16 protein-coding genes and 1 pseudogene are annotated in these 15248 nt (G+C 62.1%); 4 read left to right on the top strand and 13 right to left on the bottom strand.

Annotated features, from left to right (window positions below; all coding sequences use genetic code 11):
* Window positions 1-92: 92 nt before the first annotated feature.
* The 5 genes from AS9A_RS23100 to AS9A_RS03080 all read right to left on the bottom strand — a co-directional run bounded on the left by AS9A_RS23100 (window position 93) and on the right by AS9A_RS03080 (window position 3593).
* Window positions 93-194, bottom strand: a complete 102-nt coding sequence (locus tag AS9A_RS23100; protein WP_003402602.1) for a 30S ribosomal protein bS22 — start codon at window positions 192-194, stop codon at window positions 93-95.
* Between the two features lie 234 nt (window positions 195-428).
* Window positions 429-668, bottom strand: coding sequence for a helix-turn-helix domain-containing protein (locus tag AS9A_RS03095; RefSeq protein ID WP_013805437.1), 240 nt, complete (start codon window positions 666-668; stop codon window positions 429-431).
* Window positions 669-826: 158 nt separating this feature from the next.
* The gene (proC, locus tag AS9A_RS03090; RefSeq protein WP_013805436.1) at window positions 827-1666 is read right to left on the bottom strand and encodes a pyrroline-5-carboxylate reductase; all 840 of its coding nucleotides are present in this window, start codon (window positions 1664-1666) and stop codon (window positions 827-829) included.
* Between the two features lie 57 nt (window positions 1667-1723).
* Window positions 1724-2611, bottom strand: coding sequence for a sugar phosphate isomerase/epimerase family protein (locus tag AS9A_RS03085; RefSeq protein WP_013805435.1), 888 nt, complete (start codon window positions 2609-2611; stop codon window positions 1724-1726).
* A 34-nt stretch (window positions 2612-2645) separates the two neighbouring features.
* Entirely contained in the window at window positions 2646-3593 is a 948-nt protein-coding gene (locus AS9A_RS03080; RefSeq protein ID WP_013805434.1) for a Ppx/GppA phosphatase family protein, read from the bottom strand.
* A 32-nt stretch (window positions 3594-3625) separates the two neighbouring features.
* Here AS9A_RS03080 and AS9A_RS03075 point away from each other — a divergent pair, with 32 nt between their 5' ends.
* Complete coding sequence (locus AS9A_RS03075) at window positions 3626-4402, top strand: hypothetical protein (RefSeq protein ID WP_013805433.1); 777 nt, start codon at window positions 3626-3628, stop codon at window positions 4400-4402.
* Between the two features lie 93 nt (window positions 4403-4495).
* Here AS9A_RS03075 and AS9A_RS03070 read toward each other — a convergent pair whose 3' ends face one another.
* The 5 genes from AS9A_RS03070 to AS9A_RS03050 form a co-directional block, all read right to left on the bottom strand.
* Window positions 4496-5182, bottom strand: coding sequence for a response regulator transcription factor (locus AS9A_RS03070; RefSeq protein ID WP_013805432.1), 687 nt, complete (start codon window positions 5180-5182; stop codon window positions 4496-4498).
* Window positions 5179-6405 carry a sensor histidine kinase gene (locus tag AS9A_RS03065; RefSeq protein WP_013805431.1) on the bottom strand — a complete coding sequence of 409 codons (1227 nt, stop codon included), beginning with the start codon at window positions 6403-6405 and terminating at the stop codon, window positions 5179-5181. Before AS9A_RS03065 ends, AS9A_RS03070 begins: the two co-directional genes overlap by 4 nt.
* 159 nt (window positions 6406-6564) lie before the next feature.
* A complete protein-coding gene (locus tag AS9A_RS03060) occupies window positions 6565-7311 on the bottom strand; it encodes a phosphoglyceromutase (protein ID WP_013805430.1) in 747 nt (248 codons plus the stop codon).
* An 80-nt stretch (window positions 7312-7391) separates the two neighbouring features.
* The gene (locus AS9A_RS03055) at window positions 7392-8981 is read right to left on the bottom strand and encodes an AMP-binding protein (protein WP_013805429.1); all 1590 of its coding nucleotides are present in this window, start codon (window positions 8979-8981) and stop codon (window positions 7392-7394) included.
* A gap of 98 nt (window positions 8982-9079) precedes the next feature.
* Window positions 9080-9655, bottom strand: a complete 576-nt coding sequence (locus tag AS9A_RS03050; RefSeq protein WP_013805428.1) for a type III secretion system chaperone family protein — start codon at window positions 9653-9655, stop codon at window positions 9080-9082.
* Window positions 9656-9798: 143 nt separating this feature from the next.
* Between AS9A_RS03050 and AS9A_RS03045 the strand changes: the two are divergent.
* Window positions 9799-10452: pseudogene (locus AS9A_RS03045) on the top strand (Mesocentin); the annotation flags it as partial.
* A gap of 32 nt (window positions 10453-10484) precedes the next feature.
* Here the strand turns inward: AS9A_RS03045 and mshA are convergent.
* Window positions 10485-11831, bottom strand: coding sequence for a D-inositol-3-phosphate glycosyltransferase (mshA, locus tag AS9A_RS03040; RefSeq protein ID WP_049793832.1), 1347 nt, complete (start codon window positions 11829-11831; stop codon window positions 10485-10487).
* A gap of 74 nt (window positions 11832-11905) precedes the next feature.
* Window positions 11906-12778, bottom strand: coding sequence for an alpha/beta fold hydrolase (locus tag AS9A_RS03035; RefSeq protein WP_041451448.1), 873 nt, complete (start codon window positions 12776-12778; stop codon window positions 11906-11908).
* Between the two features lie 38 nt (window positions 12779-12816).
* Between AS9A_RS03035 and AS9A_RS03030 the strand changes: the two genes are divergently transcribed.
* On the top strand, window positions 12817-13572 hold the full coding sequence (locus tag AS9A_RS03030) for an SDR family NAD(P)-dependent oxidoreductase (RefSeq protein WP_041451447.1): 756 nt from the start codon (window positions 12817-12819) through the stop codon (window positions 13570-13572).
* On the opposite strand, the gene AS9A_RS03025 is transcribed toward AS9A_RS03030, so the two are convergent.
* On the bottom strand, window positions 13563-14672 hold the full coding sequence (locus AS9A_RS03025) for a UDP-N-acetylmuramate dehydrogenase (RefSeq protein WP_013805423.1): 1110 nt from the start codon (window positions 14670-14672) through the stop codon (window positions 13563-13565). The two genes, AS9A_RS03030 and AS9A_RS03025, sit on opposite strands and share 10 nt — an antisense overlap.
* Before the next feature lie 23 nt (window positions 14673-14695).
* Between AS9A_RS03025 and AS9A_RS03020 the strand changes: the two genes are divergently transcribed.
* Window positions 14696-15196 (top strand): DUF2505 domain-containing protein, encoded by a 501-nt coding sequence (locus tag AS9A_RS03020; RefSeq protein ID WP_013805422.1) that lies wholly within the window; start codon window positions 14696-14698, stop codon window positions 15194-15196.
* The last annotated feature ends 52 nt before the right edge of the window (window positions 15197-15248 follow it).

Raw genomic sequence — 15248 nt, 5'->3', positions numbered from 1 at the left:
AACACACCAGCCCGCCACCTATCGGGTGACGGGCAGGGATGCAATGCATCAACGCGTCGGGCAGACCCTATACGGGCCCTGCCCCGCGCGGATCACTTACCGAGTTTACGACGCTGCACCCGCGTACGACGCAGAAGCTTGCGGTGCTTCTTCTTCGACATACGCTTGCGTCGCTTCTTGATTACTGAACCCATTGTGGGTGCACCTCGTTCTGCTCAACGTCATCTGCTTCACACGCGTTTCCGCGCATAGTGGAACCTGCCGGCCAGCCGAGTTGCGCCAAAGAGATCCCTAAGAAACCTCTGATCAACACTGGCCGGGCCAGCGCCCGGCGTCCCAGGCGTTGACTATAAGCCAGTCGGCTAGCGCGCCGAGGATCGATGTTACCGGCGATCGCGCTCAACCTGTTAACCGAGGGCCCAGAAACGCTATCCCGCGTCGAAATACGACTTCCGCAAATAGTCATCAACGGCTTGTGCCTGAACCCGGAATGACCTGCCGACGCGAACCGCGGGCAGGTCACCGCCGTGTACAAGCCGATACACGGTCATTTTCGAAACCCGCATCATCGAAGCCACTTCAGCAACCGTCAGAAACTTGGTCGCGCCAAAAACCGATTGGGTGACGTTATCCGCCGACCCTGCCGTGGGCGATTCATCCGCCGCCATGTTGTTCTCACCTCCAGCACGACTCGCGCCGTCGGCTTCCCCTCCGACGGTGTCGACACGTGCGTGCTCTATCGAGCTTAGCGGGACAACTGGGCACAATGCGACGGGTGTGCCTAATTGGCACAAGATCGATTGTGTGGTATTAGCTACCGCAACTATCAGTCGAGTTGTTTACCGAGCTCGACCGAGCGATCCCGAGCCGCCTCCAGCGCCTCAAAGATACTCGTGCGCAACCCGTTCCGTTCGAGTTCAGCGAGGCCGGCAGCGGTCGTTCCGCCCGGCGACGTCACCGCGTAGCGCAATTCGTTCGCCGCAGTAAGCACCGCGGGGCCACCCTCATCGAGGGTTCGCTGGAGCATTGCTGCAGAACCAGTCATTGTTTGAACAACTAATTCCATGGCGGCGTCCCGCGTAAGCCCAAGCTTCACCGCGGCGTCCGCCATCGCTTCGACCACCAAGAAGAAGTACGCGGGACCGGAACCGGAAACCGCGGTGATCACGTCCATCATCTGCTCTCGCACCGTCATCACACGCCCGACCGGACGCAGCATCTCTTCGACCAGCGCGACGTGTTCTTCAGCGGCGTAGCGGCCCGGCGCGACAACACACATACCTTGGTTGACCAGCATCGGAGTGTTCGGCATTACCCGCACGACGGGTGTGCCCGCGGGTAACTTGGCCTCGTACCAGCCCGCGGTGAGACCGGCGACGAGAGAAACGACAGTTTTCTCGCGATCCGAATCATCAAGCACCTGGACGAGGTGGTCGACAACGCTGCCCACGTCGCCCGGTTTAGTCGCAATTACCACCACATCAGCGCTTTCGGACGCATCGCGAAGTGACAGCGTCCGGATACCGAACTTCCGGCACAGCTCAGACGCGCGGCTCACCACCCTTTCAGAAACGACAACGTCACGCGGTTCGCGACCTGAAGCGAGCAGTCCGGAAATCAGGGCTTCGCCGATGCGTCCGCCACCAATAACAGCAATTGTGGTCATGGCGAGTACGTTGCCATGACCTGGGCGGCGATCGCTAGCCGCCGCACCGTGCGTGCGTCAGGGCTGCGACGCATCGCCAGCACTGACACCAAGGTGACTCCTGGCGAACTGCAAGGCCTCTCCGAGCATCATGGAACGCTCACCAGTCGTGCGGGCATGCTTCGTGCTGATCTCGAGTACAACCTGGCCCTCGAAGTTCTGCTCGGCCAGTCGCTGACAGATCTCGGCGCACGGCTGCGTTCCGTGCCCCGGGAGCAAATGCTCATCGACCGATGCGCCGCGTCCATCCGCGAGGTGCACGTGAACTAGCCGCTCCCCCATCCGCTCCGCGAGCTCAATCGCGTCCATACCAGCAGTGGCGGTGTGTGAAAGGTCGAGTGTGAAATGCGGGTGATCGACATCTGTCGGGTCATATGACGGCGCGAAGGCGGAGACCGCACGTCCGGGGCCGCCCCGCACACGCATGCGCTCCGCAGACTTCGTTCGCTTCCCGAACAACCGGTCGGCGCGCATGGGAAACATATTCTCGACCGCGATATTCACGCCGGTACTCGCTTCAAGACCCATCACCTGATCCGCGAAGCCATCCACGTACTTGCGCTGCCATCTGAACGGCGGATGCACGACCACCGTATCCGCGCCCAAGTCCGCGGCCATCTGAGCAGACCGGTCCAGCTTCGTCGCGGGGTCGGAACCCCACACACGCTGTGAGATCAGCAAGCACGGCGCATGGATCGACAGGATCGGAACACCGTACCGCTTCGACAGCTCCGCAATCATTCCGGTGTCCTGGCTAATCTGCTCAGCCCAGACCATGACTTCAACACCGTCATAACCGAGTTCCGCGGCGTACTGAAACGCTGCCTCGGTGTTTTGCGGATAGACCGAGGCAGTGGACAGGCCCACCCTGATGTTGCGCGGCGTCCCCCGCGTTCCGTACGTCACTGCACTGCACTCACTGTGTCTCGCTCCCAGCCGATCATTCGCCCGTTTCCCCGTTGCCGAACCCGGTGTCGAGCTTGCGGAGAATTAGACCCTCTCGCAGTGCCCAGGGGCAAATATCCACCGTATCGATCCTCAGCGCACGCATGGCCGCCTCCGCGACAAGAGCGCCCGCGACGATCTGTGGAGCACGATCCGAACTCACCCCTTCGAGTTCCGCGCGATCGGAGGCTGTCATCCGCGAGATGAAGGCGATGATCTGACGCAGCCCTGCCTCTGTCAGGGTCCGTTTCACCCGCGGGCCGGCAGAGGAGGGCGCGGCACCCGTCAACCGCGCCAGAGACCGGAAAGTCTTGGAGGTAGCGACGACTAAATCCGGTCTCCCCGTTTCCGTGATCTGCTTCGCCACGTCGGAGAGTTCAGCATCAAGCCAGTCGCGCAGCACAGCGATACGGCGCCGATCAGGAGGGTCCTCCGGCAGCCAGTCCCGGGTGAGGCGGCCAGCACCCAGCGGAAGGGACATCGCCGCATCAGGATCTTCGTCGATACCCGTGCTGATTTCGAGTGATCCACCGCCAATATCGAGGTTCAGGATTCGCCCAGCGCTCCACCCGTACCAGCGACGCACAGCAAGAAAGGTAAGGCGGGCTTCCTCCACGCCCGGGAGCACCTCGAGAGCCACCCCTGCTTCTTCCTTGACGCGCGCCAGCACAGCCTCAGAATTCTTCGCGTCGCGGACCGCGGACGTTGCGAATGCCATCAGTTCCTCACAGCCGGACGACTGCGCGATACCCGAGAACTCGGCAACCGTTGTGACAAGGCTGTCAGCGCACTTCTTCGTTAGATCACCATTCTTATCCATCTGCTCGGCAAGCCGCAGCGCTGCTTTCGTCGAACTCATCGGGGTGGGATGACCACCACGATGAGCGTCTACCATCAACAGATGGACCGTATTACTGCCCACATCGAGGACCCCAAGGCGCACATGTCCAACTTAGACCGCTACCGTCGGACCCTGTGACCCCGCCTCGCCCAAGTGTCCCCGAAGTCGCGCCTGACTTTCCACGTGAATGGGTCGAGTTCCTTGACCCATCGGATTCAGATCACCTGATCAGCGCCGACCTGACCTGGCTGCTCTCGCGCTGGACATGCGTCTTCGGCACGCCGAAATGCCATGGCATTGTGCCGGGCCGGGCTTCCGACGGCTGCTGTTCCCACGGCGCCTTCCTCGCCGACGACGAAGACCGGGATCGTGTATCGCGGGCAGCGGAGGAACTAACCCAGGACGACTGGCAGTTTTATGGCGAGCCCGAGATCTTCGAGACTGACGAACTGGAGGGCGAAGATGCCCTTCGGACCCGGCAGCACGACGGCGCATGCGTCTTCCTGAATCGGCCTGGATTCGCGGGCGGGCCGGGGTGTTCGCTACACGGCCTCGCGTTGCGAACGGGAAGGCATCCGCTCGAACTCAAGCCGGATGTGTGCTGGCAATTGCCCATTCGCCGCTCACAGGAATGGATAACACGTGCCGACGGCGAGCAGGTCCTGAAGACCACCCTGACCGAGTTCGACCGGCGCGGCTGGGGATCGGGTGGCGCCGATCTCACTTGGTGGTGCACCTCCTCACCCGAAGCGCACATCGGGGCCGAACCTGTCTGGAAGTCCTACGGTCCCGAGTTGCGCGCGCTGATCGGTGAGGACGCGTACAAGAAGCTCGCGAAAATCTGCAAGCGCCGCGGAGATCACGGGAATCACAGGCTCATCGCGATCCACCCGGCGACCAAGCAAGCCTGACCCCACTGGGGCTAAGCGGCCGCGGTAGCAATGAGTCAGCCGCGTTAGTTGCTTCTAGCGCGGCTGTTCAGAACCAGTGCGGATGACCTGAAATCACGGCTCGAGCTTGTATCCGAGCCCTCGCACAGTCACAAGATGCCGGGGCTTGGCCGGGTCCAGCTCGATCTTCGAACGCAGCCGCTTCACATGGACGTCAAGTGTCTTGGTGTCACCGACGTAATCGGCGCCCCAGACCCGATCGATCAGTTGGCCACGAGTAAGCACCCGTCCACTGTTGCGCAGCAAATACTCCAGCAGGTCAAATTCCTTCAATGGCAGCGTGACAGATGCGCCACTGACCTGCACGATGTGCCGGTCGACATCCATACGGACCGGCCCCGCTTCAAGAACCGTGTCACCGGACGGTTCTGCCTCGGGCTCCACACCTCGGCGCAGGACCGCGCGGATACGCGCAATCAACTCTCGCGACGAATAGGGTTTCGTGACATAGTCGTCCGCGCCGATTTCGAGCCCGACCACTTTGTCGATTTCGCTGTCCCGGGCCGTCACCATGATCACGGGCACCGTGGAACGTGCCCGCAGTTGCTTGCACACTTCGGTACCGCTCATACCGGGAAGCATGATGTCGAGCAGAACAATGTCCGCGCCTGCGTTGTCGAATGAATCCAGAGCTGCAGGACCGTCGGCAGCGATGGTGACCTCGAACCCCTCTTTGCGGAGCAGGAATGCTAGCGGGTCGGCCAGGGATTCCTCGTCTTCGACGATCAGCACACTTGTCACCGGCGTACTTCCTCTCTGTTTTTCGCTCTGAGTTCCACTCTGGGTTCCCCTGGACCCCGGCCAAGGGGAGTTTCCTCGGCTGCGTCATCTGCCTCCACGTACACGGGCAGTACCAGGGTGAAGGTCGATCCAGTTCCCGGGCGGCTCCACATGCGAATCGAACCATTGTGGTTTGCCGCAACATGCTTCACAATCGCAAGCCCTAAGCCGGTCCCGCCGGTTGCGCGTGAGCGCGCCTTGTCCACCCGGAAGAATCGTTCAAAAACTCGTTCATGGTATTCCGGGGCAATGCCGATTCCTCGATCTGTCACGCTGATCTCGACATTGGTGTCCCGCAAATTCCGGCTGATTGTGACCGGGGTCTTGGGGGGCGAATACGAGATCGCATTCGACAGCAAGTTGGTGAGGGCGGTGACGAGCAACGTTCGATCCCCGAGTACCTCGAGACCACTGGGGAAATCAGTCGTAATGGTGATTTCCGCGGCTTCAGCGGAGACCGAAGAGCGTTCCATCGCTTCGGATACCACCGAATCGACGTCAACAACATCGAGATCAGGAAGCTTCTCAGCACCCTGAAGCCGTGACAGCGCGATGAGTTCGCTGACCATATTCCCAAGCCGATTGGACTCGTGGAGCATCTTCTCCCCGAAGTGGCGCACCGAATCAGGATCGTCGACTGACTCGAGCAGCGCCTCTGTGAGCAGGCTGACCGCACCCACCGGAGTTTTCAATTCATGGCTGACGTTGGCAACGAAATCGCGTCGTGTCGCCTCCATGCGCACCTGCTCAGAATCATCCTCCGCGTAAATCACGGCAATTCGTGGGTCGGCAGAATGGAGCAGGTGTGCGTGGCCGCGTACCGCGACAGCCCCCCGCACGAAGGGCTGCATTTTTTCCGACACGTCAAAATCAACACTCTCGCCATTGGCGAACACCTTTTGACTGGCAACCCATGCACGGTCATCGAGCAAGTGGTTACGCACCACCCCAAGCTCTTCCACACGAAGATTGGACATCAGCACGTGCTGGTGCTCGTCGACAACTGCGATCCCAATTGGTGAAGACGAGACGACAAGGTCGAGGACCTGCGACACTGTCAGACCCTCACGTGCATCTTCCCGCGCCTTGGCGCGAGCCTGCAGTCGCGAATTGATTGCCGAGCCGGCAATCGCACCTATGGCCGCTGCAAGCACCGCCAGCAGTACAGCCTGAACGATCGTCACAGTGTAAATCGTACGGAAAAAGGAACAGACACCCTAATTTCGGGTGCACTTTTCAATGCACGTCACAGTTTCCACTATCCGCGTTTCCCTATTGTTCACTAAACGGATAGATCCGCGCCGGATTCACTTCATGATCGTTATTTTCGCGGTTCGTGAGCCTTACTTGCCCTGGGCTGCGACCGCTGCGGCACCTGCCGCGGCTGCCGCTGGGTCGAGGTAGGTCCCACCGGGATTCGCTGGCTTGAGATCGTCGCCACTGAATTCGTACACGAGTGGGATACCCGTCGGGATGTTCATCCCAGCGATGTCCTCGTCCGAGATCTCGTCAAGATGCTTGACGAGGGCGCGCAGCGAGTTCCCGTGTGCCGCAACCAGGACGGTCTTCCCGGCACGCAAGTCACGCGCGATGGTCTCTTCCCAGTACGGAATCAGCCTTGTGACGACGTCAGACAGGCACTCGGTCAGCGGTCCGCCGTCGATATCCGCATAGCGCTCGTCCGCGTCTTGGCTGTACTCGCTGCCACGCTCAATCGGGGGTGGCGGCGTGCTGTAACTGCGCCGCCACAGCATGAACTGGTCGTCACCAAATTCGGCGAGCACCTGCGCCTTGTTCTTACCCTGCAGCGCGCCATAGTGGCGCTCGTTCAGGCGCCAATCGCGCACTACCGGAATCCAGAGCCGGTCCGCGGCGTCGAGGGCGACATGCGCGGTGCTGATCGCGCGGCGAAGCAGAGACGTGTAAAGGATGTCGGGAAGGACCTCGTTCTCGACGAGAAGCTCACCGGCTCGTTTTCCTTCGCCGACGCCTTTTTCCGTGAGATGCACGTCCACCCAGCCTGTGAAGAGGTTGAGGGCGTTCCATTCACTTTCACCATGACGAAGCAAAACAAGGGTTCCGATACTCATACCTTCATACTCGCATGAGCACCGGACCCTTGTGTGCTGTCAGTGGGTACGCGCCTCAGCATCTGAGACGCACCTGGCCCTCAGGCTGACGCCGCCTCCCGTGCCCGGAGGTCCTTGCGCAGGATCTTTCCGGCCGCGGACTTAGGCACCGCCTCGAGGAACTCCACCGCACGGACCTTCTTGTGCGGCGAGACCTTCTCCGCGACGAAGTCGATGACCTCCTGCTCAGTCAGCCCGGATTCGGCCTGGCGAACGACAAATGCCTTCGGCACTTCCTCACCCTCGCTGTCAGTTACGCCGATGACGGCCGCATCCGCGATTTGCGGGTGCGTCAGCAACAGCGCCTCTAGTTCCGCGGGCGGGACCTGGTACCCCTTGTACTTGATGAGTTCTTTCAGACGGTCGACGATCGACACGACGCCATCCGACGAGACGGTTGCGATATCACCGGTGCGCAGGTACCCATCTTCCACGAGCGTCTCAGCGGTTGCCTCAGCGTTGCCGAGGTAGCCACGCATGATGTTGGGGCCCTTACACCACAGTTCGCCGGGCTCACTGACACCAGACTCGGGAACCTGGATCTCCTCGCCAGTCCCCGGGTCAACGAGTTTGCACTCCATGTTGGGAACGGTGAAACCAACCGAGTCGAGCGCGACATCATCTCTGTTCACTGGGATCAGGTGGCTTACCGGGCTCATCTCACTCATCCCGTATCCCTGGCGTACCTGGCAGTTGAGGCGCTGAGCGACAGCCTGGCCAAGATTCGCATCAAGCGGCGCCGCCCCCGAGAAAACGAGTTCGACGCTGGACAGATCGAACTGGTCCACAGCGGGATGCTTTGCCAGCGCCACGGCGATCGGCGGCGCGATGAAGACCTGAGTGCACTTGTGTTCAGATGTGATCCGCAGGAACTCCATGAGATCGAACCGCGGCATCGTCACTAGTGTGGACCTGTTGCGAAGCGCGATGTTCAGGAGCACCGTCATGCCGTAGATGTGGAAGAACGGCAGTACGGAAAGAATCCGGTGCTGACCGCCTCCGAGCCCGTCACTGGCCTGACACACGTTCGCAACGAGATTGCGGTGTGTCAGCATCACACCCTTCGGTCGCCCAGTCGTACCCGAGGAGTACGGCAAGACGGCCAGGTGCTCCTCGGGGTCGATGCTCACACGCGGGGTGGGCGCAAGCTCCGTCAGCAGATCACGCAACGAGGCATACCCCTCGGAACCGTCAAGGACAACGATCCTGTCAGCTGCCAAGCCTGCTTGCTCCGCACCGGCCTTCGCCTGCGGAAGCAGCGGCGACACCGTGAAGAGGAACTTGGCGTTGGAATCCTCAAGCTGCTTGGCGATGTCGTCGGCGGTGTACAGCGCATTGATCGTCGTTGCCGTCGCACCCGCGCGGAGGATGCCGTGGAAGACCGAACCGAACGCAGGCACGTTCGGTGAATGCAACGCGACGACGTCGCCTGGCTCGATCCCGCGCGCGGCAAGTGCCCCCGCGACACCATTGATGTGGGCGATCAATTCGCCGTAGGTAGTCACCGCCCCGGATGGCCCGTCAATGAAAGCGGGGAGTTCTAGTTCGGCATCCGTGAGCGAGCCGAATAAGAACTCGTAGATGCTCGTAGCCGGGATCTCGACATCGGGAAAAGGACTGTGGAAGCTCATCTCGCTCCTCGCTGAGGGGAATTCGCGGTGTGATTTTGCCCACCGTAGCACCGCGCCCGAAGCGATTTCTCACAGCCCTTCCGCGCAACCCGGTTCCGTCAGTCCCGCGCGCCCTGCCCGCCGCCCGGCTTTGCGCCCGCACCTTCCTCGGTATCAGAAGCCTTGCTGCCGTTGCCATCTCCAGTTTTTATGAGATGTTCGAAGGCCTTCAGATTGTCGAGCGGCTCACCCCGAGAGGTTCGCCATGCCCACTCCCGGCGAATGGACGAGATGAAACCGATCTCCAGAAGAACGTTGAAATCGCCGTCTGCCGCCTCCAGGACCTGCCCCAAAAGCCGGTCCAGTTCGTCGGCGGTCACCGCGTGATGAGCCATACGCCCCACGAGATAGATGTCACCGCTGCGATCGATCGTGTACGCAACCCCGTACAACTTGCGATTTCGCTGCAGCAAATACTGATGCACTGCCGGTTCGTTCTCGTCCGGATGGCGGCACACGAATGCCTCGATGCGCACACCGTGCACACTCACGGTGAGCAAACAGGTGGTTTTCAGTTTGCGGACGCCGGGCAGTTGCACAATGACGTGTTCGTCACCGCGGCGATCGAACTCAAGTTCCCGTTCTGTCAGCGTTTCCTCGATTGTGCCGAATGATCGTGCGACCTCGTCAGCCATGATTTCCGCGTCTCCTTCCGGGGGCTTACCTCTCCAGAGTGCCACGTCCGGCAGCGTCTATTTCGGCCCCCGTATCGGCCACTTGGGGTTTAATACGCGTACGAACGCATCAAGATCGGCTTCTGCCTGGAAAGGACTGAGAAATGAAGAACGCGTACGCGCGCCTCGCCGCGATCTGCGCACTGCCATTAGTGTTCGCCGCCTGTGGCGACAGCACACCTGCCGAGACGGACTCGGCTTCAGGCCCCACCCCAGCGACAACGCAACACGAAGGACATTGGGACAGCTCCGGCCAGCCCGTTAGCGGCGGCCCCACCGGCGCTGATGGTTCGGCAGGAAACGATCTTTCCCACGACTACTGCGCCCACAACCAGGATCCCGCGTGCCCGGTCGGCAGTTACGTCGGACCACACGTAACGGTCAACGACAACCACGGTCACTGGGACGCCAGCGGACAGCCATCGAACGGCGGGCCGACCGGCGCTGATGGTTCGACGGGGAACGATCTGACACAGGAGTATTGCGCGCAGAATCAGGATCCGGGCTGCCCCATGGGCAGCTACGTCGGGCCTGACGCCATCCCCGACCCTGACGGCAGTCCGCACTACGTTCAGTGCGAGGGCACGGTCTGCACCAACCCAAATCACGGCGCGGACACTGGCGGCTATTGGGACGCGAGCGGTGGAGCAGTCCTCGGCGGCCCCACGGGCGCTGACGGCTCAACCGGCAACGATCTTTCCCAGGACTACTGTGCCGAGAATGAAGATCCTGCCTGCCCCATGGGTAGCTACCAAGGCTAGGCCTGCGCAGATGGTAAGCGCGTTGCGCCTCAACGTTGCGCCGCTGCGCGCTCGACCGTTCTATTATTGCGCTGGCGACGCAGCGCAAGATCTGTCACGCGGCTCCGTAACCGGTCAGCGCCCGCAAGCACAGGGCTCAGTGCGGTTCGGCTGAGCGCGCGGTCGTAACTGCGCAGCAATCCATCAGCCGTATGGGACCAAGAAAAGTTGGAGGCGTGGTCCGGCGCCGCGGCGGCGTAGCGCGCACGACGGTCGTGATCATGGATCAATTCGCTGATCGTTTGTGCCCACAGACCTGGGGCGTGGCCGTTGACGAGGGTCCCCGTAACCCCATCGTTGACTGCCACACCCAGTCCGCCGACATCTGCGGCGATAACAGGTGTTCCGCATGCCTGCGCCTCCACAGCGACCAGCCCGAACGACTCGGAGTAGCTGGGCACCGCCACCAGATCGGAGGCTCGGTACACGTCGGCGAGTTGCGCCGACGGCTGCGGCGGCAGGAACGTCACACGATCGGCAATGCCTGCCTGGTGAGCGAGCCTAACCAGCGAGTAGGACTGCTCTGCGGTGCCCGAGTGCCCGCCGACAATGACGAGGCGCAACGACAGCCCGGGCTCCCTGCGTAGAATCTCCGCTACCGCCCGGACCAGCACATCGGGCGCCTTAAGCGGCTGGATGCGCCCCACAAACGTCACGACTGTCTCGTTCGCGCCAAACCCCAGCGCCGCCCGCGCCGCGTGCTTGCTCGCAGGGTGGTACACCGCCAGGTCAGCGCCGGGAGCAACTACGTCGATCTTCGCGGGATCCGCGCCGTAGTAGTGCTGGAGCGCTGTCCGCTCATCCGCGGTGTTCACCACCAGGCGGTCAGCTTCATCGGCCACTTGCTGCTCCCCCGCCCGACGTGCGAGCGGCTCTGGAGTGTCCCCGTCGGCGAGTGACGCGTTTTTCACCGCCGCGAGGGTGTGCGCCGTATGGACGAGCGGAACTGACCACCGGTCGCGCGCTAGCCAGCCGACCTGGCCGGAAAGCCAATAATGGGAGTGGACGAGATCGTAGTAGCCGGGTGCGTGGTTTGCTTCTTCGCGGAGCACTGCCGCGGTGAACGGGCACATTTGGCTGGGCAAGTCGGTTTTTCCGAGGCCCTCGAAGGGGCCCGCGACGATGTTGCGGACAACCACACCCTCGGCCGCGGTGACGGACGCGGGATCTGCCGATGAGGTAGCCCGTGTGAAGATCTCGACCTCGACGCCCCGCGCGGCGAGTTCCTTCGCCGTTTGCAGCACATACACGTTCATGCCGCCCGCATCCCCTGTTCCCGGTTGGGCCAGCGGCGACGTGTGGACGGTGATGACAGCGATCCGGCGCAGCGACGGCATGCTAAGCGCAGCCCCGCGGGTGGCCCGGCGGTAGGTGTCCGGTGTGGTCACTGGGGATATCCTGCCCTATCTGTTCAGCGCTCCTGCGCGCCGGGTCGGCGACTGAAAGCATCTCTCCTAAGTGAACCCACAAAGTTCGAGATCTCTTCCACGAATCGACCAGGATTTTCAACGAAGGGCGCGTGGCCGGAATCAGCCCAGAAGGAAGTGTGCGCATTGAGCAGCATTCCCGCGCTGTGTTTCGCGGTCTCGATTGTCACGACCTGATCCTCGGTGCCGTGCATAACCAGCGTGGGTAGCTTCAGGCCTCCGAGCATCTCGTCATGGTCCACGCTTCGCCGGAACAGCGCCTCACGCACACGCGGGGGCGTGGCCAGACTTGCACCGAAGAGCGCCTGCTGGACGGCGCCGAGTTCTCCACTCAGACGCTCCGGAACAAGCGCCGTCCCAAAACCACCGAGCGCACGGATCGCGTCTCTCGGCACTTCAGAGAATGCACCCGGAATGGCGCGCTTCATCGCGTCACCGGTGACTGCCCCAGGATGATCGCGACCGAGGCTTGTTATCGCACCGACTAGGACGAGACCCGCCACAGCTTGCACGCCGTGCACGGCGAGGTAATCGCATGCCACAAGTCCGCCGTACGACCAGCCAACGAGCACCGGGTCACGAGCAGCGTCACGCAGGAGCACGGCCGCGACATCGTCCGCCCAGCGCTGGGAGTCGTCATATCCCGCGGCTGGCGCATCCGAGTAGCCGTGGCCGCGTAGATCAAGCGCAAGCACACGGTACGACTCCGCGAGCGAATCGATTACGCCGTCACCCCAGCAGGCCGAGGATTGGGCCCAGCCGTGCAGCAGGACAAGTGCCTGATTCTCACGGTTGCCCGCAGTTCGGTAAACGATGCGAGTTCCGTCTGCGCTGATTGTCTGGTGGATCGCGAACATGACGACCACGCTATATGGCCGCTACTACCATCAGCATCATGGATATCGCTGAAAACACTCGCGTCGCGGTCGTGACCGGAGCTAGTTCTGGAATTGGTGAAGCCACCGCGCGGACACTCGCCGACTCGGGCTTCCACGTCATTGTTGGGGCGCGGCGCGTCGACCGGATTGAGGCGCTGGCGCAGGAAATCAGTGGAACCGCCTTGCCACTCGATGTCACCGACGACGAGTCCGTCCATGCATTCACGACGGCTATTCCCCGCGTCAGCGTGCTGGTGAACAATGCGGGCGGAGCCAAGGGACTGGAAACCGTCATGGAGGCTGACCTGGACAATTGGCGGTGGATGTGGGAAACGAATGTCCTGGGAACCTTGCGGATGACGAAAGCGCTGCTGCCGAAACTGATCGACTCTGGTGACGGCCTGATCGTGACAGTCACGTCGATCGCAGCGCTCGAAATTTACAGCGGGGGGTCCGGCTATACGTCAGCGAAGCATGCTCAGGGCGTTCTGCACCGCACCCTGCGCGACGAGTTGCACGGCAAGCCCGTACGCCTGACGGAAGTTGCTCCCGGTGCGGTCGAGACGGAGTTCTCCAAGGTCCGGTTTGAGGGTGATGACGAGCGCGCAGCGAAAGTCTACGAAGGCTTCACTCCCCTGTCCGCCGATGACATCGCCGAGGTGATTGGTTTCGTCGCGACGCGTCCCTCTCACGTCAACATCGACCAGGTGATGATCAAACCACGAGCGCAGGCGGGACCCGGAAAGTTCCACCGAGAGCCAGCTCAGAGCTGAGCGCCCACAAACACTGGTTCAGGGTGCAGGTTCACGCCGAAAGCGTCACGCACCCCGTCTCGCACCGTTCGGGCTAGGCCGACCAGGTCGGCGGTGGTCGCATCGCCGCGGTTCGTCAGCGCGAGCGTGTGCTTCGTCGACAGCCGTGCGCGAGCGTCTTCGCCGGGAAAGCCACGGCTGAACCCAGCCCTCTCAATGAGCCATCCGGCTGAGAGTTTCACGCCGCCGTCAGCGCTCGCGAACTGTGGCACGGCAGTCTCTTCACCCAGGCGCTCACGGATGGCCGCGAGCACGCGCGGAAGGTCTTCGCGGGACACGATCGGGTTGGTGAAGAACGAGCCCGCACTCCAGGTGTCGTGATCCTGAGAGTTGAGCACCATCCCCTTGCTGCCGCGCAGTTTCAGCACAGCGTCACGCACCTGCGCGGCCGCCACCCGGTCTCCTTCTGCCGCGCCCAGATTGCGCGCCAGCTCGCCGTAGCGGACTGGCGCGCTGAGACCGTCGTCAAGCAAACCCATCTCGACAGACAGCACGACCGCCGTGTCGGTGTTCTTCAGAATGCTATGCCGATACGACAGGTGCAGGTCGGCGGGATCCGCCCAGTGCACGTTGCCGCTCGCACGTTCGAGCAGTTTCACACGGCGGAGAACCGACGAGATCTCCACTCCGTAGGCACCCACGTTCTGGACGGGCGTCGCCCCCGTCGAACCGGGAATTCCGGACAGGCACTCCAGTCCGCCGAGGCCCGCAACAACGCTCGCGGCAACCACGGTGTCCCAGTTCGTCCCTGCTTCCGCATGGACAACAGCGCCGTCTATGGAGTACGACGTTGCCGCCACCCGCACGACCACTGCGTCCACACCCTCGTCAGCGATCACAAGATTCGAACCACCAGCCAGAATCAGGACGGGAACCTGTTCCTGATCGAGCCTGCGGACCACTCCGGCGAGCATGTCCGTCGTCGTGCAGGTCACTATCGCCGCTGCCGGGCCGCCCAGCCGCAGCGTGGTGTGCGCAGCGAGCGGTGTGCCGAAGGAGACCGCAGCGCCGAACTCGTCAGCGAGCCGCGCCACAACGTCAGTTGAGTGGATGGCAGACACAAGAGAACGGTAACCTGCCCGTTATGGCTCGCCGCACTGAGTACCGCAAAGAATTTCCGTTTCCTGCTGAGAAAGTTTTCACAGCGATCGCCACCAAGCAGTACTGGGAGGACCGCCTCGCTGCTGTGGGCGGCACCAATGCCCGCGTCACTTCGTTCAACGCGGACGACTCCGGCATCACAGTCGAACTCGAGCAGTTCATTCCGCGCTCCAAACTCCCGTCAGTCGCTCAGACCGTCATCAAGAACGACATGGTGATCGAACGCAAGGAAAGCTGGACGACCTTCGACGGCACCTCGACAGGTGAACTCTTTGCGACGATGAAGGGCGGGCCGGGTGACGTCAAAGGCACCCGCACACTCAAGTCGGACGGGGACCGATCCGTCGTTGACGCAACGGTTGAAGGTCGCGTGAGTGTTCCCATCGTGGGCGGCAAACTCGAGAAGCTCGTACTGCAGAGTCTCGTCGATCTGTACGAGAAAGAGGACAAGTTCACCGCAGACTGGATCGAAAAGAACCTGTAACCGTGCCGGGGGCTCGTTCCTCACGCGGAGCCCCCACTGGAGCTCGCAGCCG

The organism is Hoyosella subflava DQS3-9A1 (assembly GCF_000214175.1).
Lineage (GTDB): Bacteria > Actinomycetota > Actinomycetes > Mycobacteriales > Mycobacteriaceae > Hoyosella > Hoyosella subflava.
Note: the sequence above shows the minus strand (reverse complement) of the source record. Positions and strands in the feature narration are given on the sequence as shown.

Bases quoted from the DNA above. Each gene is read 5' to 3' on its own strand.
- AS9A_RS23100 (WP_003402602.1), bottom strand. From the start codon at position 194: ATGGGTTCAGTAATCAAGAAGCGACGCAAGCGTATGTCGAAGAAGAAG.
- AS9A_RS03020 (WP_013805422.1), top strand. From the start codon at position 14,696: ATGGCTCGCCGCACTGAGTACCGCAAAGAATTTCCGTTTCCTGCTGAG.
- AS9A_RS03050 (WP_013805428.1), bottom strand. From the start codon at position 9,655: ATGGCTGACGAGGTCGCACGATCATTCGGCACAATCGAGGAAACGCTG.
- AS9A_RS03095 (WP_013805437.1), bottom strand. From the start codon at position 668: ATGGCGGCGGATGAATCGCCCACGGCAGGGTCGGCGGATAACGTCACC.
- AS9A_RS03060 (WP_013805430.1), bottom strand. From the start codon at position 7,311: ATGAGTATCGGAACCCTTGTTTTGCTTCGTCATGGTGAAAGTGAATGG.
- AS9A_RS03035 (WP_041451448.1), bottom strand. From the start codon at position 12,778: ATGTTCGCGATCCACCAGACAATCAGCGCAGACGGAACTCGCATCGTT.
- mshA (WP_049793832.1), bottom strand. From the start codon at position 11,831: ATGCCGTCGCTGCGCCGGATCGCTGTCATCACCGTCCACACGTCGCCG.
- AS9A_RS03030 (WP_041451447.1), top strand. From the start codon at position 12,817: ATGGATATCGCTGAAAACACTCGCGTCGCGGTCGTGACCGGAGCTAGT.
- AS9A_RS03055 (WP_013805429.1), bottom strand. From the start codon at position 8,981: ATGAGCTTCCACAGTCCTTTTCCCGATGTCGAGATCCCGGCTACGAGC.
- proC (WP_013805436.1), bottom strand. From the start codon at position 1,666: ATGACCACAATTGCTGTTATTGGTGGCGGACGCATCGGCGAAGCCCTG.